We start from the raw sequence: 17,045 nt of genomic DNA, 5'->3' as shown, positions 1-17,045 counted from the left end.
TCTGGATGCTTAAGGTTTATCTATCGGGCGAAATTCACACTGATTGGCGCGAGCGGATCATCAATGGGGCTGAGGGATTGGATGTCAGCTTTGACAGCCCTGTCACCGATCACGCCGCCAGCGATGATTGCGGCGTTGCGATCCTCGGGGCGGAGGCGAACAAGTTCTGGCACGACCGCAAAGGCGCCCAGTTGAACGCGATCCGCACCCGCAAGGGGATTGCGGATGCGGATGTTGTCGTGGTGCGCTTTGGCGATCAGTACAAACAGTGGAACGCAGCATTTGATGCAGGCTACGCTGCGGCTTTGGGCAAGTCCTTGATCATCCTGCACGGGCCTGATCACGCACATGCGTTAAAGGAAGTCGACGCTGCGGCGCTGGCCGTCGCGCAGGAACCGGAACAGGTTGTCCAGATCCTGCGCTATGTTTTGTCGGGCAATTTGCCCGGCTAGGATCAGTCGCGCGGCGGTGTGACCAGCCCTTTTTGCACCGCCGGACGCGCCTCAAACCGTTTGAGGTAGTCGACCAGATTGCCGTGTTCTTCCCAGCCGATGGCCTCTTTCGCGCCGTAGAAATCCAGCGCCCGCAACCATGGTGCGATGGCGATATCGGCGATTGAAAATTCCGAGCCTGCAATCCATTCCTTGCCTGCCAGTTCAAGGTTCAGCACGTTCAGAAGACGCTTGCCCTCGTTCAGGTAGCGCTCCATCGGGCGTTTGTCTTCCCATTCGGAACCGGCAAATTTGTAGAAGAACCCAAGCTGTCCAAGCATGGGGCCAAGGCCGCCCATCTGGAACATCACCCATTGAATGATCTGTGCCCGTTCAGCCGCGTTATTGCCCAGCAGTTTGCCGGATTTCTCGGCCAGATAGATCAGGATCGCACCGGATTCGAACAGGCCAATCGGCGTGCCATCCGGACCGTTGGGATCAATGATCGCAGGGATCTTGTTGTTGGGGTTCAAGGACAAGAACTCAGGGCTTTTGACATCTGCATCCGCCAAAGTCACACGATGTGCCTCGTAGGGAATGCCCATTTCCTCAAGCGCGATGGACACTTTGACGCCATTGGGGGTTGGGAATGAATACAACTGCAGCACATCTGGGTTCTGTGCAGGCCATTTCTTGGTGATCGGGAAAGCGGAGAGATCGGTCATGTGTGGTTCCTTTTTTGGTATGGGTAAGAGGTAGGGATTTTTCCCCGCAAATACAGAGTTTGGTCTGTGCGCGTTTGTGTTAACAATTGTGCAGCGGCGAACCGTTTGGTGCGAATATCAAGCCGCATGTCAAAAAAAGGGACGGAAAATGCTTCAAGAATTCAAAGACTTCATTGCCAAAGGCAATGTTATGGATATGGCGGTTGGTATCATCATCGGTGCCGCCTTTACGGCGATCGTGAAATCCTTGGTCAGTGATCTGATCAATCCGATCATCGGCTTGTTCACCGGCGGTGTGGATTTCACCAATAAATATGCCGTGCTGGCCGGTGAGGTTGCGGAAGGCGCATCGCTTGAGGCCGCGCGGGAGGCAGGAGCATCGGTTTTTGCCTATGGTTCCTTCATCATGGCCGTGATCAATTTCCTGATCATTGCTTATGTGGTGTTCATGTTGGTCAAAGCTGTGAACAAGGCCAAGGCGGTGGCAGAGAAGCCCGACGAGGTTGCGCCAGAAGTGCCGACTGGCCCATCCGAACTCGACGTGCTGCTTGAGATCCGGGATTCCCTGGCAAAAGCCAAGTAAAAGGCGCGAGTTCTCGTGATTGGATCAGGCCCGCCGTTTGGCGGGCCTTTTCTTTTTGGCGCACTTTACAGCAGAAAGATATTGGACTCGCCCGCGTTTTGGCGCATCGCACGCACATCAGCGATCTCAGGATCGGTGTTCCAGGCTTCGGCAGCTTCGCGGCTGGGGAAGGTCAGCAGGACGATGATTTGTGGGACAGGACCATTGCCCTCAATCTGTTTGGGCGCAGGGCTGACGTGCAGGGCAGACACTCCATGTTTTTCCATCGCGGGGCCAGCGGCCTCGCGGTAGCGGGCCATCATGTCAGGGTCGGTGACGTTCAGGGTAACAACGGCATATGCGGTCATGGTCTCTCTCCTTTGTTGATGGTTGAAAAATAGGTGTTGCGGCAATGTGCGAAAACCGCGCAAGGTTGCGGAATGGATGTGCGGAAATGATCGGAAGGCCGAATGTCTCTTGATTGGAATGATCTGCGGTTTGTGTTGGAGACCGTGCGCCAAGGCGGGATCAGCGGAGCGGCGCGGGCGCTTCGGGTCAATCATGCGACCGTTGCACGGCGGATCACCGCGGCGGAGGCGGCGATGGGCACACGACTGTTTGACCGTCATGCCAGCGGTTATCGCCCGACCGAAGCGGGCAGAGAAGCCGCGCGCAGCGCCGAGCAGATGGAGGCGGCCAGTCATGATCTGGGCCGCCGCATCGGGGCCAAGGATCAGGCGCTCAGCGGATCGTTGACCATCACTGCGCCTCAGCTGCTGTTTGAACGGACGCTGGCCCCGATCCTGCACCAGTTCGCGAACCGCTATCCGGCGATTGAGCTCAAGGTGGTGGCGGCGAACCGTGAATTGAACCTGTCGCGGATGGAGGCGGACGTGGCTTTTCGCATCTCTGATACGCCGGGCGATACGCTCGTGGGGCGCCGGGTGACGGAACAGAATGCGACCGTTTATGTCGGCAAAAAGCAGGCCGCGCGGTTGCGCGATGATCCGGCGTTGCCGCTGGATTGGGTGCGATTTGCCCATTGGCCCGGACCGCCCGAGGTGATCAAGCAGAACTGGCCGAACCGGCGCGTGCGGATGACGGTGGATGATATGTACGCGGCGATTGCGGCCGTGCGTGAGAATATCGGAGCGACCCGAATGCCATGTTTTCTGGGCGATCCCGATCCGTTAATGGAGCGTTTGCCAAATGTGCCGTTGCTGCCCTATCGCCCGCTGTGGGTACTGGCGCATCCGGATTTGGCGAAAACCGCCAAAGTCTCGGCTTTCACCGATTTTGCTGCTCGTGAATTTGCAGCGCTGCGCCCCCTGTTCGAGGGCGCAGCGCAGTAGTCAGCCAGCGATGGCTTGATCGGCGGTGATGAAATCCATGCCAAGCGCCTCACCGACGGCGGCATAGGTCAACTGGCCGGCGTGTACGTTCAGGCCTGCCTTGAGATGCGGATCATCTGTGCAGGCCTGACGCCAGCCCTTGTTGGCAAGGTCCAGCATGAAAGGCATCGTGGCATTGCCAAGGGCAATGGTCGATGTACGCGCCACCGCGCCGGGCATGTTGGCCACGCAGTAGTGCATGATGCCGTCAACGTCGTAGACGGGATCTTGGTGCGTTGTGGCTTTCGAGGTTTCAAAACAACCACCTTGGTCAATGGCAACATCAACAAGCGCCGCACCGGGCTTGAGCTCGGACAATTGTGCGCGGCTGATCAGCTTGGGCGCGGCTGCGCCGGGGATCAGCACCGCACCGATGATCATATCGGCCTCGCGGGCCAGTTCGATGGTGTTCTGCGCCGAGGCATAGGAGGTCTTGAAGGTACCGCCATAGACATCATCAAGATAGCGCAGCCGTGGCAGGGATCGGTCAAGGACGGTCACATCGGCGCCCATGCCAGCCGCAATGCGGGCCGCGTGGGTGCCGACGACACCGCCGCCGATGACCATGACCCGTGCCGGGCCAACACCGGGCACGCCGCCCATCAAGACCCCACGACCGCCATTGGCCTTTTGAAGTGTCCATGCGCCCACCTGTGGCGCAAGGCGCCCGGCAACCTCTGACATCGGGGCCAGCAGGGGCAGGCCGCCATTACGGTCAGTCACGGTCTCATAAGCAATGGCCGTGCAGCCGGAGGCCAGCAGATCTTTGGTTTGCTCTGGATCGGGGGCGAGGTGCAGATAGGTAAACAGCAGCTGGCCTTCGCGCAGCATCTTGCGCTCTGCGGCCTGCGGTTCCTTGACCTTAACGATCATGTCCGCCTGGGCAAAAACCTCTTCCGCTGTGGCGATGATTTTGGCGCCTGCGGCCTCATAAGCGGCATCGTCAAAGCCGGCGCCGATGCCTGCGCCGGATTGCACGATCACGTCGTGGCCGTTGTTCACGGCTTCCAGGGCCGCGCTTGGCGTCAGGCCGACGCGGAATTCCTGGGGTTTGATCTCTGTTGGGCAGCCGATTTTCATGGTGATGACCTTTTGTTTGTAGATTGCCTGATTTTTAGGCGATCCGCTGTGCAAAGAGGCACGAATAACCGTGGTCAGAGCGATGCTTGTTGGGATAGTATTGCGCAACATGCCACAGCCACGCGAAAGTTTTGCGCAAATGAGCCTTGATGAGATTGATCGACGTATCCTGAAGGCGCTTCAGCGCAACGGCAGAATGTCGAATGCGGAGCTATCCGAAGATGTGCATCTGTCTCCCTCTGCCTGCCATCGCCGGGTGCAGCGGATGGAGAAAGAGGGATATATCCGTGATTATGTCGCGTTACTGGACCCGCGTAAACTGGGCGTGCCGACTACCGTCTTTGTGGAAATTACCCTGCGCGGTCAGGCGGACGAGATTCTGGATGCTTTTGAGAAATCCGTAGCCCGTATCCCTGATGTTTTGGAATGTCATCTGATGGCGGGATCGGCGGATTACCTGCTCAAGGTCGTTGCCGAGAATACCGAGGATTTTGCCCGCATCCATAGGCAATATCTGGCCCGTCTGCCCGGTGTCGGGCAAATGCAATCCAGCTTTGCCTTGCGAACCGTGTGCAAAACCACGGCTTTGCCTGTTTGAGAGCGTGACCTTGGGTTCTGGCCCAAAGTGGCCCGCGCAATCGCTTATTTTTGTAGCCAAGCAAATCGGTGGTGGGTAAACACGTCTTTGGACGTATCTTGCTGACCCGCTGAACATGTCATGCGCCAAGCCGATTGTCCGCTCCGGGTAACAAGGACAGTGCGAATGCCCCTGAACTTCGAAGCGATTTTGATGGATGCGCCCGTTCCAATGATGGTGTTGGACCGGCAGTTGCATTTTGTCACGGCCAATGATGCCTATCTCACGATGGTGTCAAAGGCTAAGGCGGATTTGATCGGACGATATGTTTTTGACGTCTTTCCGGAAGAACCGGACCGCGTTGAAGCCATGGTCGAGATTTTTCAAAAGGTGTTTGAAGGGGAGCGACCTGTCTTCAAGGAAATTCCTTTCACGATTGCAAGGGATGGAAAGCTGGTTGAACACTGGTGGACGGCATCTCATGCACCTGTGCCGGGGGCGGATGGGTCCATCAAATACCTTGTCCAATATAGCGAGAATGTCACCGAGCAGGTGCACCTGCGCGAACTCAAGGACGCTATGCTGGGCGAAATGCAGCACCGCATCGGCAATTTCTTTGCCGTGGTGGGCGCGATCGGGCGGCAGGTGGCCCGCAGTGCAGCGGATGTGCCCGACTTTATGGACCGCTTCAACAGCAGGCTTGAATCGTTTTTTACAATCCAGAAACAACTGATGCCCGGCAGTGAACAGCGGGACGGTCTGCAATCGGTGATCGACGAACAGCTTGAGGTTTATGCTGCTTCGGCGCATGACCGGATTGTCAAATCCGGGCCGGACGTGCCGCTCTCGCCGGTTGAAGCGCAGGCGGTTTCGATGGCAGTGCATGAATTGAGCACCAATTCGCTGAAATACGGCGCAATCCGCAATCCCGATGGAAAGTTGGACATTTCTTGGGCGGTTGACAGTCAGGATACAGTCACCCTCACTTGGCAGGAGACCGGGGTCAGCGGATCGGATGGTCCAGAGCAAACCGGCTATGGCACGATGCTATTGACCACGATCCTGCCGCGGCAGTTGCATGGCGTGGGCACGCGGCATTTCGACGGTGATACATTTCGGTACGAGTTGACGATCAACAGGCCTGATTGACCCGGCGAATGTCCGACACAGCCAAAGAAAAACCCCCGCAACCACGATGGTGCGGGGGTTCTAATTCTCAGCCAATGCTGAGGATGATTTACATCATCCCTTCGCGTTGTGCTTTTTTGCGTGCCAGTTTACGGGCACGACGGATCGCTTCAGCTTTCTCGCGCGCTTTTTTCTCGGACGGCTTCTCGAAATGTTGCTTGAGCTTCATTTCACGGAAAACGCCTTCGCGCTGGAGCTTTTTCTTCAGAGCCCGGAGGGCCTGATCGACATTGTTGTCGCGAACACTAACCTGCATGTGGTTGTCACCACCTTTCTAGGATAAAGTTGCAATGATTTGCAGGAAACCGGCCTATAGCAAGCCCATTTGGGTTTGTCGAGTCTTTCATCCCTGCACAAAAAGGAGCCCGCGATGACCGATCCGCAGCCAGAGCCAAAGACCCAATTGTTAAACGCAGCCCTTGATCATGTGCCTTTTGACGGCTGGTCAGAGGCAACATTTGCCGCCGCCGTGAAAGACAGCGGTGTTGATCGGACGGTGGCGCGGGCGATCTGTCCACGCGGCGCGGTTGATCTGGCAGTGGCCTATCATCATCGCGGCGATGCGGTGATGCTGGCGCAGCTCAAGGAAGAAGATCTGGACGCGCTGCGGTTTCGTGACCGGATTGCGCGGGCAGTGCGGCTGCGTTTGGAGGTGGCCACCGACAAAGAGGTCGTGCGCCGTGGCACCACGCTGTTTGCGCTGCCGCATCATGCGCCCGAAGGGGCCAAACTGGTCTGGGGGACATGTGATGCAATCTGGACCGCGCTGGGCGATACCTCCGAAGATGTGAACTGGTATACAAAGCGGGCTACGCTCTCGGGGGTATATTCCTCTACCTTGCTGTTCTGGCTCGGTGACACCAGCGAAGGAAATCAGGCCACCTGGGATTTCCTAGACCGCCGCATCGACAACGTAATGCAAATCGAAAAGGTCAAAGCGCAGGTGCGTCAAAGCCCGACGCTGAGCAAATTGTTGGCTGGTCCAAACTGGGTTCTGGGACAGATCAAAGCGCCCACAAGATTTCCCAAAGGGAATTTGCCTGGCTCATGGACGGCCCCGCGCGACTAGGGGCTTGGCCCAGGGTGTGCGGCCCACTTTACTTCAGGCCGCGACCTGTTAGGCAGTGCGCCAGTGAACAGCCGGCCCTAGATCCCTATGACTGACCCCAATGCGCATCTGATAGATATGCAGGCCATCGGCTTTGCCCCGGAGGGTAAGCCGGTGTTGTCGGACATTGATCTGCGCAGCAATGCCCGCAGGATCGGTGTGGTTGGGCGCAATGGATCGGGTAAGACCACCTTGGCGCGGATCATGGCGGGATTGATCGCGCCGGACGCCGGTCAGGTCCGTATTGCAGGCATCAATGTGGCCAAGGATCGTAAGGCGGCGCTGGGTGTGATCGGAATTTTGTTCCAGAACCCCGACCATCAGATTATCTTTCCTACGGTCGAAGAAGAGCTCGCCTTTGGCTTGCTGCAACAAGGCCATCCGAAAAGCGAAGCCGCGCGAGCAGTGGCCCAGACCCTTGCCGATTTTGGAAAGAGCCATTGGGCAAAGGCGGCGATCCATCAGTTGTCACAAGGGCAAAGGCAGCTTGTGTGCCTGATGTCGGTTCTGGCGATGCGCCCCAAAGTGATCATCCTGGATGAGCCTTTTGCGGGGCTGGATATCCCGACGACATTGCATTTACAGCGCACTTTGGAGGCTATTGATCTGACGCTGGTTCACATCACCCATGATCCTGCTGTGCTGGTTGGATACGACGAGGTGCTTTGGGTTGATCAAGGAAAAACCGAATTGATTGGCGCAGCTGCGCAGGTTTTACCCGCTTTTCAAGACCGTATGACCCAGATCGGAGCGGGCGATGATCTCTCTGACCTCACCAGTTGAAACACGGGCGCACGGCTGGCCCGCTGGGGCCAAGCTCGCGGGGCTTTGTTTGGCGACAGTGATGCTTTTCGCGGTTGAAGGACTGGTTTGGCATCTTGGCTTTCTCGGCGCCGCGCTGTGCATGTACGCGCTGCCGGGGTGGTCGTTTTTCCAAGGCGGTATGAGGCGGCTGCGGGTGCTTTGGCCGTTTGCCGTGATCATCTTGCTTTGGCATTATTTCACAAATGACTTTGCCAACGGCGCTGTGATCGTGGTGCGGATGATCACTGCTGTTGGTCTGGCAAATCTTGTCACAATGACCACCAAGCTCAGCGATATGATTGAGGTTGTGCGCTGGCTCTCTGCACCACTGCGCCGCTTTGGCGTGCAAACCCGCAGTATCGAACTTGCCATTGCCTTGGTGGTCCGATTCACGCCGGTGTTGGCGCAGAAGGGGCAGACACTCGCGCTGGCTTGGAAGGCCCGCGCCGCCCGGCGTTTGGGCTGGCGGGTGATCACGCCCTTTGCGATTCTGGCCATTGACGATGCCGAACATGTCGCCGAAGCCTTGCGGGCGCGGGGCGGGCTGTGATGCAATAGCGGTTGACCTTACTAGGCCTGCACCCTACCGCTGCGCCCAACATGCACCAAAACGCAAATGACAGGATTGATATGGAACGTTCCCTCACGCTTATCGCCCTTTTTGCCGCTCTGATCGCGGCACTGGGGTTGATCCCGAAATTCGACCTTGCCTTTGGTGTGCCGATCACGGCGCAAAGCATGGGTGTCATGCTATGCGGTACGGTTTTGGGCGCCAAGCGTGGCGGTTTGGCGGCGCTCCTGTTCATTGGGCTGGTCGCGCTGGGTCTGCCGCTTTTGGCGGGCGGCCGGGGCGGTCTGGGTGTCTTTGCAAGCCCCACCGCAGGTTTTGTCATCGGGTTTCCAATCGCAGCCTTTGTCACGGGTCTGGCTATGCAACAGTTCCGCGCTTTGCCGATTGGTTGGGCGGCTGGCGTGGCGTCGATCCTGGGCGGTGTTGTCGTGCTTTATGCCTTTGGCATTGGCGGCCTGATGGTGGCGCTGAAAAAAGACCTGCTTGAAGCCTCCGGTCTGGTCCTGGCCTTTGTGCCGGGTGATCTGATCAAGGCCGTGCTGGCGGGGTTCATCACCGCAGGCCTGGCCAAGGCGCGCCCCGCAAGCCTGCTTTCACGTTCCTAACAGCAGCGCCGTACCAAGGCCACCGGCCGCCGCAATTGCGGCAAGGCCGGTGCCGCCACCGGACCGGATCAACTCGTGGTAAAGACGCACTGCGTTGATCGCACCTGATGCGCCAATGGGATGCCCTCGCGCCAGGGCGCCGCCGCCACGGTTGACAACCGCTGGATCCAGTTTCGCCCCTTGCACGCAAGCGATGGCCTGTACGGCATAGGCCTCCATAATCTCGGCGGTGCCGATATCCGCGGCGCCAAGACCGTGGCGGGCCAGAGATGTCTGGATGGCGGCCACAGGGGCAAGGCCGGGGCACTCTGGCGGTCCGCCGCGTGTGGCTCCGCCAATCACCCGTACCAAGGGCGACGTCAGCCGCGCCGCAACTTTCTGCGAAACCACCACACAGAACGCTGCGCCATCCGCGGCGACAGCCGCATTGGCCGCTGTGATGTCACCCGTAATCACCTTGGCCCGCTTGCACAGGGCCGGGCTGAGGGCGCGGGCAAAACTGTCGGACCGCAACCCGGCGATAGGGATCACTTCAGATGATCGCGCCGGTCGCGCCAATGCCTTGGCATGGCTGGCCACGGCCCAGTCGTCTTGGGCCTGCCTGTTGATGCCATGAGATCTGGCCAACGCCGCCGCAGCAACTGCCATGTCGGGGTCGCGGTCCGGCCAAGGGGTGAAGGGCGCCTGATCATAGGGTTCAGCTGCGCGGCCATCGGCAAAGGTCTGGTGCCGTAAAGGGCGGCGCGAATAGCTTTCTGCTCCGCCTGCGACAACCACATCGGCAAGGCCGCTTTGCACCATCATCGCGGCCAGCAGGATCGCGTCGAGACCACCGGCACATTGCCGGTCCGTGCTGAGCCCCGCGACGTGTTCCGGCAGGCCAGCCGCCAGCGCGGCGATGCGGGCAGGGTTGCCGCCGCCGCCCAAGGCGTTGCTCAAGATCACCTCGTCTACGTCTTGCGGGGCCAATCCAGCCTCGCGCAGGGCGGCATTGATCACCGGCGCGGCCAGATCATGTAACGCCAATGCGGACAATGCGCCGCCGCGCGGGGCAACTGGGCTGCGGCAGGCGGAGGCAATAAAACCGGTCATGCCTGATCCTCGACCCATTTCGACAGTTTCGGCAGATCAATTTTCCCCGAGCCAAGCAGCGGCAGCGCGGGGTGAAACAAGACCTGCTTGGGCGCAATCAACGGACCAAACCGCTCGCGGCACAGCTGTTGCACTTCGGCGGCCAGATCTGCATTGGCCGGGCCTTCGAGCACTGCAATCAAACGGTGGCCGCGTACAGGATCGGGACGCGGCAGGATGGCACAGGCGGCAATTGGGGTCGCAGCGCAGATCTGCGCCTCGATCCCTTCGGGAAAGACGGTCTGATCCGCGATTTGCAACATCCGTGTCTTGCGGCCCATCAGGTATAGATTGCCGGTGCGATCAAGACGGCCCATTTCCCCAACACTGAGGAAGCCATCGCGCAGCTGTGTGTCATCGGCATGGCCCAAGGCGTAGCGATCAAATAGGTAAGGGCTGCGCACCCAGACCTCGCCAATTTGCGTGGTTTTTTGCCCATCAGGATCACGGATTTGAATTGTCACTTCGGGATAGGCCTGGCCAACGGACGCATGCGGCGTGTCCGGTCCAGACAGTGTAATAAAACTGGTTTCGGCCGCGCCATAGAACACCCGGATCTCGGCGTTGGGGCAAAGGCTTTGAATGCTTTGCGCGGTGCTGTCATCCAACGCGCCACCCCCACATAGGATCAACCGGAGGTGGGGCAACCCTTCGGTCGCAGTGCCAAGCGCCAGCAGGCGCAATTGAGTTGGGGTGGCGTAGAGAATGCTGATGTCCCGAGCGGCCAGAATGGCGGCCTGCTTGCGATATGGCACGGCATCGAGGGCAAATGCGTCAAGGCCAAGATGCAAGGATTCCAACACACCATAAAGGGCCAGGGAATGGCTCAACCGGCCCAGAACCGCGATCCGGTCCTGTGCGGTATATCCAAAAAGCCGGGCGTTCGTGTCGAAACTGTCGATCCAGCTGGATTGCCGGCGCAGAATGCCCTTTGGCTGGCCGGACGAGCCGCCTGAAAGCGTGATGAACTGATCCGGTTCCGAGCTCAGCCCGGAAGGATCAATGCCCTCGTAAAGACAAAAGCCGGAACCGCTTTGCAATGCCGCGCCAAGGGCGGTGAGGGCATCGGCGGTTGTTATGGCGTCAATGGCGCAAAACCGGGATGCGGGGCGCACACCAGTGCTAGGGACAGGCAAAGCCCCGGCAAAGAGCTGCGCATCGGGATGCCAGCGAAAACGTTGCTGATTGTCTGTCATTGCGCTGCCTGTGTCTTTCGCTGGTGTTCCTATCAAATTGCCGCGCGAAAGGCCAAGCGTGACAATCGGGGTGTGCATCACCTGTTTGCGCATTATGTTGACCGCGAACCAAGACCCAAAGGATAGCTGATGCCCGACACAATGCGCGCGATTGAGATTACCCAACCCGGCGGCCCGGATGTTTTGCAACCCACGCAGCGACCAATGCCGCAGGCAGGCCCCGGTCAGGTGGTGCTGAAGGTGGCTTTTGCCGGTGTGAACCGGCCAGATGCGCTGCAACGGGCAGGCATGTATGCGCCGCCCCCAACAGCCAGCGATTTGCCGGGACTAGAAGCGTCAGGCGAGGTGGTTGCGCTGGGTGCAGGGGTGTCTGATCTGCGCATTGGTGATCAGGTCTGTGCGCTGCTGCCGGGGGGCGGTTATGCGGAATTTGTGGCGACCCCTGCGGCGCATTGTCTGCCCGTGCCAAAGGGCATGGGGATGAAAGAGGCGGCTTGCTTGCCCGAGACGTTTTTCACGGTCTGGTCCAACGTGTTTATGCGCGGCGGGCTGAAGGCAGGTGAACGGTTTTTGGTGCATGGTGGATCATCCGGGATTGGCACGACAGCGATCCAGCTGGCGCATGCGAAAGGTGCGCGGGTCTTTGCGACTGCTGGTACGGATGCCAAATGCGCCGCCTGCGCCGGGCTGGGGGCGGAGGCCGCGATCAACTATCGTGATATGGATTTTGTGGATGTGATGCAGGCCGAGGGTGGCGCCGATCTGATCCTTGATATGGTCGGCGGTGATTACATTCCGCGCAATCTCAAGGCTTTGGCCGAGGATGGACGTTTGGTGCAGATCGCATTCTTGCAAGGGCCCAAGGCGGAGGTGAATTTCGCCACGCTGATGACCCGGCGGTTGACGATGACAGGATCAACCCTGCGCCCGCAAAGTGATCTGGCCAAGGCGCGGATTGCGCAAGATTTGCGCAGTGAGGTCTGGCCACTGTTGGAAAGCGGGCAGGTCGCACCTGTGATGGACAGTTGTTATCCGCTGGATCAAGCGTCAGAGGCCCATGCGCGGATGGAAACAAGCGGCCATATTGGCAAGATCGTGCTCAGCGTCGGTGGTTAAGAAAAGGTCGCGCTGCGCGCGGCACGATGTTTGGATTTGCGCAGGCGCAAATCGTGCCTCCGGCGGGAATATTTAAGAGCCAAAAAGGGAGGAATGGCTCATGTCCTTTCCTCCCTTCGGACGAAAGCAACGCTTCCTTTCCGGCGCGGTCATCGGCGCTCCCGCCTGTACCGCATCGGGAATTGACCACATTAAGGTTAAGAGTTTCTTACGCCTTTTTGGCAAATAAATACTCCCCGCGGAGCGTCCCGCAAAAAGCGGCGGGCGGGGCGTCAGTGTTCATTGCAGAGGTGCGAAAAGAGCGTCTTTCTTTTTGCAGTCACGCACGACGTCCTGGCCGCATGGCACCGGCGCAAGGCTGCGGGACAGACAAATGCGGACCTCCTGGATTTGGGCGCCTTTGCAGGTCACGGTGACCCCGTCGGGTTCCATGTCGGGGTTGGCTTTGAGGAAGGCTTCTTCGACCACCGATGCGGGCAGCTTGACCGTGCGGGTCAATTTGCGGAACACGGCTGGCCGTTTAACTTGCCGATAGGCGCGGCGCGATAGGTTGTAGTAGTCCTCCGCCGAAAGTCCGGTGCAGACCCCGTGTTTCTTCCATTGATGCCAGGCCAGGCCGCTGGTGCCCATGATATCGGCCATTTGTGCAGTCATTCCCCGTGAGGGCGGTTTCTTTGCGCTGCGGCAGAACGATGGATAGCCGCGGTGATATTGCGGCCAGAGGCCATGCAGGATCCAGCCGTGGCCGCTGTTTCGGACGCATTGAGGGGAGTTGCGGGCATTGCCTGTCCGGACACACCAGTTCGGTGACCAGCTGAGCGCGAGGACGTAATAGTCAAACGCCCCGGCCTTGCCTGTTTCGCTGCTGGCGGGCAGGGCGGCTGTGATCAGCCAGATCGAAAGCGGCAAAAGCAGCTTGTGCATTGGGTCTTTCCTTATTTGCTATGGCTCAGTATAAGGCGTGCAAGTTCCCCGACAATGGAGACCGTTTCGGCCCGCCGAGACAGCCTTTTCAGGCGACGGGAAAGTTGCGACTTTAGGAGAGATCACAATGGCAAAACCGATTATGGCCAAAGCCACCGCAGTTTGGCTGGTGGACAACACAACAATCAGCTTCAAACAGATTGCTGATTTTGTCGGTATGCACGAACTGGAAGTGCAAGGCATCGCGGATGGCGATGTGGCGCAGGGCGTCAAGGGGTTTGATCCCATTGCCAACAACCAGTTGACCCAGGATGAGATTGACGAGGCGCAGGCCAATCCGCTGCACAAACTGTCGTTGAAATTCAACGCAGCAGCGCAGGGTGAAGAAAAGCGCCGCGGGCCGCGTTATACGCCGCTGTCGAAACGTCAGGACCGTCCGGCGTCGATCCTGTGGTTGGTCAAATTCCACCCTGAACTGAGCGATGGCCAGATCAGTAAACTGGTGGGTACCACCAAGCCGACCATTCAGGCGATTCGCGAGCGGACGCACTGGAACATTTCAAACATTCAGCCCATTGACCCTGTGGCCTTGGGTCTGTGCAAGCAGTCCGAACTGGACGCGGCTGTGCAGAAAGCGGCGGCGAAAAAGGCTGCGGATGGCGAAGTGATGAGCGATGACGAGCGCCGCAAGCTGGTGAGCACAGAGCAGAGCCTCGGCATGGATACAGAGCCGAAGATCCCGACAGCCATCGAAGGGCTTGAAACCTTTACCCTGTCTGGCAGCGATGTTGATGACGAGGATGAAGATGATGCGAGCAAAGGTGACTATTCCGATGCCGACAGCTTCTTTTCCCTGCCCGAAGGTGGCGCGGATGATGATGAGGATGACGCCAAGGCGTGATCGCGGTGCTGCTCCAGCGGAACCAATTGGGCCGCTGCGTGTTTGGATAAAGGGTGTGGGGCATTGGCCCTGCACCCTTTTTCGTTTGTGATGCAGTGACAGCCGCTTCTGGCGGAAAGGGACAAGATGATCAGCGCAATCGTGCTTTGGGGTTTGACGGGGTTCTTGGTGATCGCGAGCTTGCTGCCGCTCAGCAAGATCCCTTTCGGCACAATTCGAGGGCTGGCGTTCCCGCGTGAGCAATTTTTCGTGCTGGCGGTCGTCCTGCTGCCGTTCATGATATTTTTTCAGCCGGCGCCTGCTGCCAGTGTGGGGGTGGCGCTTTTGCTGGGGGTGGCTCTGGTGCAGCTGGTCTATATCGCGAAATTTACCCCGATCTGGAAGAAGCAGTCTGTTGATGCATCATCGGCGCATCTCGCGGACAAGGGCCGCCAGATCAGCCTGCTCGCCGCCAATGTCAAACAGTCCAACCGCGCCTATGATCGGCTGATTTCACTTGTACAGCAAAAAACGCCAGATGTTCTGATGGCCATTGAAGTGGATGCGGAGTGGATCGCCGCACTGCGCGGGCCACTTGGCGGAATGTTCCCGCATTGGGTCGAGGTGCCGCGGGCCAACAGTTACGGCCTATGTCTGATGTCGCGGCTGCCACTGGATGAAACAGACGTGCGCGAGTTGGTGACTGAAGGGGTGCCGTCCATCCGTACCAAAGTGACCTTGCGGGACGGGCAACAGATCCGACTTTATGTCGTACACCCGGAGCCGCCCATCATCTCTCATGACACCAAGGGCCGCGACAGCGAGATTGCTTTGATCGGGTTGGAGGCGGCCGAGGATTTGCTGCCTGCCGTCGTGACCGGAGATTTGAACGATGTGGCATGGTCCACCACCACCCGGCGGTTTCAACGTCTTTCAGGGCTTTTGGACCCAAGGGTCGGGCGCGGGTTCTACAACACATTCAGTGCGACGATGCCCTGGATGCGCTGGCCGCTGGACCATCTGTTTCATGATGCGCGGTTCAGGCTGATCGACATGGCGCGGCTTGGTAAAATCGGATCGGATCATTTCCCGATGTGGTTTGTTCTGGCCCTGACTGGAGATGCCCTGCCGGACACCCTGCCAGAACAGGCGGATGCGCAGGAAGAGCAGGACGTCAAAGAGATGATCGCCGAAGAGAAAAAGCGTGACCGGGAGGCCATCGGAAGCGATTGGGAAGACGGCTAGCATCGAACAGCCTTCCTGCGACTTTTGCGACACAGTTTTGACATGGCGGCAAAAAATGCGTGACGATGCATTTTCCATATTGTGCGAATCCAAAATCGGCGTAAATGGCGGCGTACAGACGCCAACGCACGCGCCTCTGGCCGGTCAGCTTTCCCAACTTGGGCCTGACTGACCCGCGTTTATGTAGCGACGGTAACGTCTCTTGAAACGACTTATGGGGCTATTCCCCACTTGCTCTTTGGAGATGACCATGAACGCTACCCTCCCCGGCGCCCTGCGCGCCGCAACCCCTGTCTATGCCGATCCTGCAGTTGCATTTATTGCGGCCAATGATTTTGACCGTCCAACACTGGTGATCAGCCGTGATCGCGTTGCCGCACAATACGATGCGCTGCACGCGGGTTTGGGTCGCGCACATATCCATTATGCTGTCAAAGCCAACCCTGCGCCGGAAATCATCCGCCTGTTGGTGAAAAAGGGTTCTGGTTTTGATGCCGCATCCCGCGCCGAAATCGAACTGTGCCTGTCGCAAGGGGCCAAGCCGGCCAATATCTCCTTTGGCAATACAATCAAACGCGCCTCTGACATTGCCTTCGCGCATTCCGCTGGTGTGTCCCTGTTCGCGGCTGATTCCGAGGCCGAGCTGGACAAGATTGCCGCCCATGCACCTGGTGCACGGGTCTATATCCGCCTGATCGTGGAAAATTCGCTGGCCGATTGGCCGCTGAGCCGAAAGTTTGGCTGCGCCGCATCAGCGCTGCCTGCACTGCTGGATCATGCCAAAGCCGTTGGTCTTGTGCCATTTGGTCTGTCGTTCCACGTTGGATCTCAGACCCGCAAGGCAGAGTTCTGGAACCCGGTTTTGGATCAGATCGCGCCTTTGTGGAAAGCGGCGATTGCGGCAGGTCACGAGCTTCAGCTCTTGAACCTTGGCGGCGGTTTTCCGGCCTTCTACGGCGAGCATGTCGAAGCGCCGCGCATCTATGCCGCTTCGGTCATGCGTGCGGTTGCCGCGCGGTTTGGCGATGTGCCGCAGGTGATGGCAGAGCCGGGCCGCGGTCTGGTGGCCGAGGCGGGGCATATCGCAGCCGAGGTGATGCTTGTCTCGCGGAAATCTGCGGATGATCTGCACCGCTGGGTCTATCTGGACATTGGCCGTTTCTCTGGTCTGGCTGAAACTGAAGGCGAGGCGATCCGTTATCAGTTTGTGACCAAACATGATGGCGGCGACACTGGCCCCTGCATTCTTGCTGGACCGTCCTGTGACAGTGCCGATATTCTGTATGAAAAACGGCCGATCAATCTGCCAATGGCACTGGCCTGTGGTGACAAGGTCGTCATTCGCAACTGTGGGGCTTATACCAGCTCTTACAGCTCGGTCGGGTTCAATGGTTTTCCGCCGCTGGATGTGATTGTCCTCTGACAATTGTCATCGCGCGGAATGGCCGTCTGTCTTGGGAGGGGCAGGCGGCCAATTTTGTTTGATGCTGGCTGCTGGGGTTGGCGGAAAT

The 17,045-nt window shown here is 58.7% G+C and carries 20 protein-coding genes; 13 read left to right on the top strand and 7 right to left on the bottom strand.

All coding sequences use genetic code 11. From position 1 onward, the window contains the following. Window positions 1-5: 5 nt before the first annotated feature. Window positions 6-452: a YtoQ family protein gene (locus JNX03_RS11690; RefSeq protein WP_203209209.1), complete on the top strand. Its 447-nt coding sequence runs from the start codon at window positions 6-8 to the stop codon at window positions 450-452. A gap of 2 nt (window positions 453-454) precedes the next feature. Here the strand turns inward: JNX03_RS11690 and JNX03_RS11685 are convergent, their stop codons facing one another. Continuing rightward, window positions 455-1,156, bottom strand: coding sequence for a glutathione S-transferase family protein (locus JNX03_RS11685; RefSeq protein WP_203209208.1), 702 nt, complete (start codon window positions 1,154-1,156; stop codon window positions 455-457). Between the two features lie 148 nt (window positions 1,157-1,304). Here JNX03_RS11685 and mscL point away from each other — a divergent pair, with 148 nt between their 5' ends. After that, entirely contained in the window at window positions 1,305-1,739 is a 435-nt protein-coding gene (gene mscL / locus JNX03_RS11680) for a large conductance mechanosensitive channel protein MscL (protein ID WP_203209207.1), read from the top strand. Between the two features lie 65 nt (window positions 1,740-1,804). Here mscL and JNX03_RS11675 read toward each other — a convergent pair whose 3' ends face one another. Next, window positions 1,805-2,086, bottom strand: a complete 282-nt coding sequence (locus tag JNX03_RS11675) for a DUF1330 domain-containing protein (protein ID WP_203209206.1) — start codon at window positions 2,084-2,086, stop codon at window positions 1,805-1,807. A 102-nt stretch (window positions 2,087-2,188) separates the two neighbouring features. Here JNX03_RS11675 and JNX03_RS11670 point away from each other — a divergent pair, with 102 nt between their 5' ends. Then, window positions 2,189-3,070 carry a LysR family transcriptional regulator gene (locus tag JNX03_RS11670; protein WP_203209205.1) on the top strand — a complete coding sequence of 294 codons (882 nt, stop codon included), beginning with the start codon at window positions 2,189-2,191 and terminating at the stop codon, window positions 3,068-3,070. Here JNX03_RS11670 and ald read toward each other — a convergent pair whose 3' ends face one another. Then, entirely contained in the window at window positions 3,071-4,189 is a 1,119-nt protein-coding gene (ald, locus tag JNX03_RS11665) for an alanine dehydrogenase (protein WP_203212230.1), read from the bottom strand. Window positions 4,190-4,328: 139 nt separating this feature from the next. Between ald and JNX03_RS11660 the strand changes: the two genes are divergently transcribed. Next, entirely contained in the window at window positions 4,329-4,787 is a 459-nt protein-coding gene (locus JNX03_RS11660) for an Lrp/AsnC family transcriptional regulator (RefSeq protein ID WP_025047050.1), read from the top strand. 165 nt (window positions 4,788-4,952) lie between these two features. Next, window positions 4,953-5,915, top strand: a complete 963-nt coding sequence (locus JNX03_RS11655) for an HWE histidine kinase domain-containing protein (RefSeq protein ID WP_203209204.1) — start codon at window positions 4,953-4,955, stop codon at window positions 5,913-5,915. An 88-nt stretch (window positions 5,916-6,003) separates the two neighbouring features. Here JNX03_RS11655 and rpsU read toward each other — a convergent pair whose 3' ends face one another. Next, window positions 6,004-6,210: a 30S ribosomal protein S21 gene (rpsU, locus tag JNX03_RS11650; RefSeq protein WP_007118112.1), complete on the bottom strand. Its 207-nt coding sequence runs from the start codon at window positions 6,208-6,210 to the stop codon at window positions 6,004-6,006. 114 nt (window positions 6,211-6,324) lie between these two features. On the opposite strand from rpsU, the gene JNX03_RS11645 reads away from it, so the two are divergent. The 4 genes from JNX03_RS11645 (at window position 6,325) to JNX03_RS11630 (ending at window position 9,042) form a co-directional block, all read left to right on the top strand. Beyond that, a complete protein-coding gene (locus tag JNX03_RS11645; protein ID WP_203209203.1) occupies window positions 6,325-7,023 on the top strand; it encodes a COQ9 family protein in 699 nt (232 codons plus the stop codon). A gap of 87 nt (window positions 7,024-7,110) precedes the next feature. Next, window positions 7,111-7,845 carry an energy-coupling factor ABC transporter ATP-binding protein gene (locus JNX03_RS11640; RefSeq protein WP_203209202.1) on the top strand — a complete coding sequence of 245 codons (735 nt, stop codon included), beginning with the start codon at window positions 7,111-7,113 and terminating at the stop codon, window positions 7,843-7,845. After that, the gene (locus JNX03_RS11635; protein ID WP_203209201.1) at window positions 7,820-8,416 is read left to right on the top strand and encodes an energy-coupling factor transporter transmembrane component T family protein; all 597 of its coding nucleotides are present in this window, start codon (window positions 7,820-7,822) and stop codon (window positions 8,414-8,416) included. Before JNX03_RS11640 ends, JNX03_RS11635 begins: the two co-directional genes overlap by 26 nt. An 80-nt stretch (window positions 8,417-8,496) precedes the next feature. After that, entirely contained in the window at window positions 8,497-9,042 is a 546-nt protein-coding gene (locus tag JNX03_RS11630) for a biotin transporter BioY (protein ID WP_203209200.1), read from the top strand. Here the strand turns inward: JNX03_RS11630 and JNX03_RS11625 are convergent. Both JNX03_RS11625 and JNX03_RS11620 read right to left on the bottom strand, forming a co-directional pair. Beyond that, on the bottom strand, window positions 9,031-10,134 hold the full coding sequence (locus JNX03_RS11625) for a thiolase family protein (RefSeq protein ID WP_203209199.1): 1,104 nt from the start codon (window positions 10,132-10,134) through the stop codon (window positions 9,031-9,033). The genes JNX03_RS11630 and JNX03_RS11625 overlap by 12 nt on opposite strands. Further along, the gene (locus JNX03_RS11620) at window positions 10,131-11,369 is read right to left on the bottom strand and encodes a class I adenylate-forming enzyme family protein (RefSeq protein ID WP_203209198.1); all 1,239 of its coding nucleotides are present in this window, start codon (window positions 11,367-11,369) and stop codon (window positions 10,131-10,133) included. The genes JNX03_RS11625 and JNX03_RS11620 overlap by 4 nt, the downstream gene beginning before the upstream one ends. 129 nt (window positions 11,370-11,498) lie before the next feature. Here JNX03_RS11620 and JNX03_RS11615 point away from each other — a divergent pair, with 129 nt between their 5' ends. Beyond that, window positions 11,499-12,485: an NAD(P)H-quinone oxidoreductase gene (locus tag JNX03_RS11615; protein WP_203209197.1), complete on the top strand. Its 987-nt coding sequence runs from the start codon at window positions 11,499-11,501 to the stop codon at window positions 12,483-12,485. 279 nt (window positions 12,486-12,764) lie between these two features. Here the strand turns inward: JNX03_RS11615 and JNX03_RS11610 are convergent, their stop codons facing one another. After that, on the bottom strand, window positions 12,765-13,409 hold the full coding sequence (locus JNX03_RS11610) for a ribonuclease T2 family protein (RefSeq protein ID WP_203209196.1): 645 nt from the start codon (window positions 13,407-13,409) through the stop codon (window positions 12,765-12,767). A 127-nt stretch (window positions 13,410-13,536) separates the two neighbouring features. On the opposite strand from JNX03_RS11610, the gene JNX03_RS11605 reads away from it, so the two are divergent. The 3 genes from JNX03_RS11605 (at window position 13,537) to JNX03_RS11595 (ending at window position 16,957) form a co-directional block, all read left to right on the top strand. Further along, window positions 13,537-14,310 carry a DUF1013 domain-containing protein gene (locus JNX03_RS11605; protein ID WP_203209195.1) on the top strand — a complete coding sequence of 258 codons (774 nt, stop codon included), beginning with the start codon at window positions 13,537-13,539 and terminating at the stop codon, window positions 14,308-14,310. 126 nt (window positions 14,311-14,436) lie between these two features. Continuing rightward, entirely contained in the window at window positions 14,437-15,534 is a 1,098-nt protein-coding gene (locus JNX03_RS11600) for an endonuclease/exonuclease/phosphatase family protein (protein WP_203209194.1), read from the top strand. Between the two features lie 244 nt (window positions 15,535-15,778). Then, window positions 15,779-16,957 (top strand): type III PLP-dependent enzyme, encoded by a 1,179-nt coding sequence (locus JNX03_RS11595; protein WP_203209193.1) that lies wholly within the window; start codon window positions 15,779-15,781, stop codon window positions 16,955-16,957. The last annotated feature ends 88 nt before the right edge of the window (window positions 16,958-17,045 follow it).

The sequence above is a fragment of the Sulfitobacter mediterraneus genome, assembly GCF_016801775.1.
Classification (GTDB): Bacteria; Pseudomonadota; Alphaproteobacteria; order Rhodobacterales; family Rhodobacteraceae; genus Sulfitobacter; species Sulfitobacter mediterraneus_A.
This window is presented reverse-complemented; position numbering and strand designations above follow the sequence as displayed.

What these genes read in the sequence shown, in the direction of transcription:
- JNX03_RS11690 (WP_203209209.1), top strand. Translation starts at nt 6, where the DNA reads ATGCTTAAGGTTTATCTATCGGGCGAAATTCACACTGATTGGCGCGAG.
- JNX03_RS11685 (WP_203209208.1), bottom strand. Translation starts at nt 1,156, where the DNA reads ATGACCGATCTCTCCGCTTTCCCGATCACCAAGAAATGGCCTGCACAG.
- mscL (WP_203209207.1), top strand. Translation starts at nt 1,305, where the DNA reads ATGCTTCAAGAATTCAAAGACTTCATTGCCAAAGGCAATGTTATGGAT.
- JNX03_RS11675 (WP_203209206.1), bottom strand. Translation starts at nt 2,086, where the DNA reads ATGACCGCATATGCCGTTGTTACCCTGAACGTCACCGACCCTGACATG.
- JNX03_RS11670 (WP_203209205.1), top strand. Translation starts at nt 2,189, where the DNA reads ATGTCTCTTGATTGGAATGATCTGCGGTTTGTGTTGGAGACCGTGCGC.
- ald (WP_203212230.1), bottom strand. Translation starts at nt 4,189, where the DNA reads ATGAAAATCGGCTGCCCAACAGAGATCAAACCCCAGGAATTCCGCGTC.
- JNX03_RS11660 (WP_025047050.1), top strand. Translation starts at nt 4,329, where the DNA reads ATGAGCCTTGATGAGATTGATCGACGTATCCTGAAGGCGCTTCAGCGC.
- JNX03_RS11655 (WP_203209204.1), top strand. Translation starts at nt 4,953, where the DNA reads ATGCCCCTGAACTTCGAAGCGATTTTGATGGATGCGCCCGTTCCAATG.
- rpsU (WP_007118112.1), bottom strand. Translation starts at nt 6,210, where the DNA reads ATGCAGGTTAGTGTTCGCGACAACAATGTCGATCAGGCCCTCCGGGCT.
- JNX03_RS11645 (WP_203209203.1), top strand. Translation starts at nt 6,325, where the DNA reads ATGACCGATCCGCAGCCAGAGCCAAAGACCCAATTGTTAAACGCAGCC.
- JNX03_RS11640 (WP_203209202.1), top strand. Translation starts at nt 7,111, where the DNA reads ATGACTGACCCCAATGCGCATCTGATAGATATGCAGGCCATCGGCTTT.
- JNX03_RS11635 (WP_203209201.1), top strand. Translation starts at nt 7,820, where the DNA reads ATGATCTCTCTGACCTCACCAGTTGAAACACGGGCGCACGGCTGGCCC.
- JNX03_RS11630 (WP_203209200.1), top strand. Translation starts at nt 8,497, where the DNA reads ATGGAACGTTCCCTCACGCTTATCGCCCTTTTTGCCGCTCTGATCGCG.
- JNX03_RS11625 (WP_203209199.1), bottom strand. Translation starts at nt 10,134, where the DNA reads ATGACCGGTTTTATTGCCTCCGCCTGCCGCAGCCCAGTTGCCCCGCGC.
- JNX03_RS11620 (WP_203209198.1), bottom strand. Translation starts at nt 11,369, where the DNA reads ATGACAGACAATCAGCAACGTTTTCGCTGGCATCCCGATGCGCAGCTC.
- JNX03_RS11615 (WP_203209197.1), top strand. Translation starts at nt 11,499, where the DNA reads ATGCCCGACACAATGCGCGCGATTGAGATTACCCAACCCGGCGGCCCG.
- JNX03_RS11610 (WP_203209196.1), bottom strand. Translation starts at nt 13,409, where the DNA reads ATGCACAAGCTGCTTTTGCCGCTTTCGATCTGGCTGATCACAGCCGCC.
- JNX03_RS11605 (WP_203209195.1), top strand. Translation starts at nt 13,537, where the DNA reads ATGGCAAAACCGATTATGGCCAAAGCCACCGCAGTTTGGCTGGTGGAC.
- JNX03_RS11600 (WP_203209194.1), top strand. Translation starts at nt 14,437, where the DNA reads ATGATCAGCGCAATCGTGCTTTGGGGTTTGACGGGGTTCTTGGTGATC.
- JNX03_RS11595 (WP_203209193.1), top strand. Translation starts at nt 15,779, where the DNA reads ATGACCATGAACGCTACCCTCCCCGGCGCCCTGCGCGCCGCAACCCCT.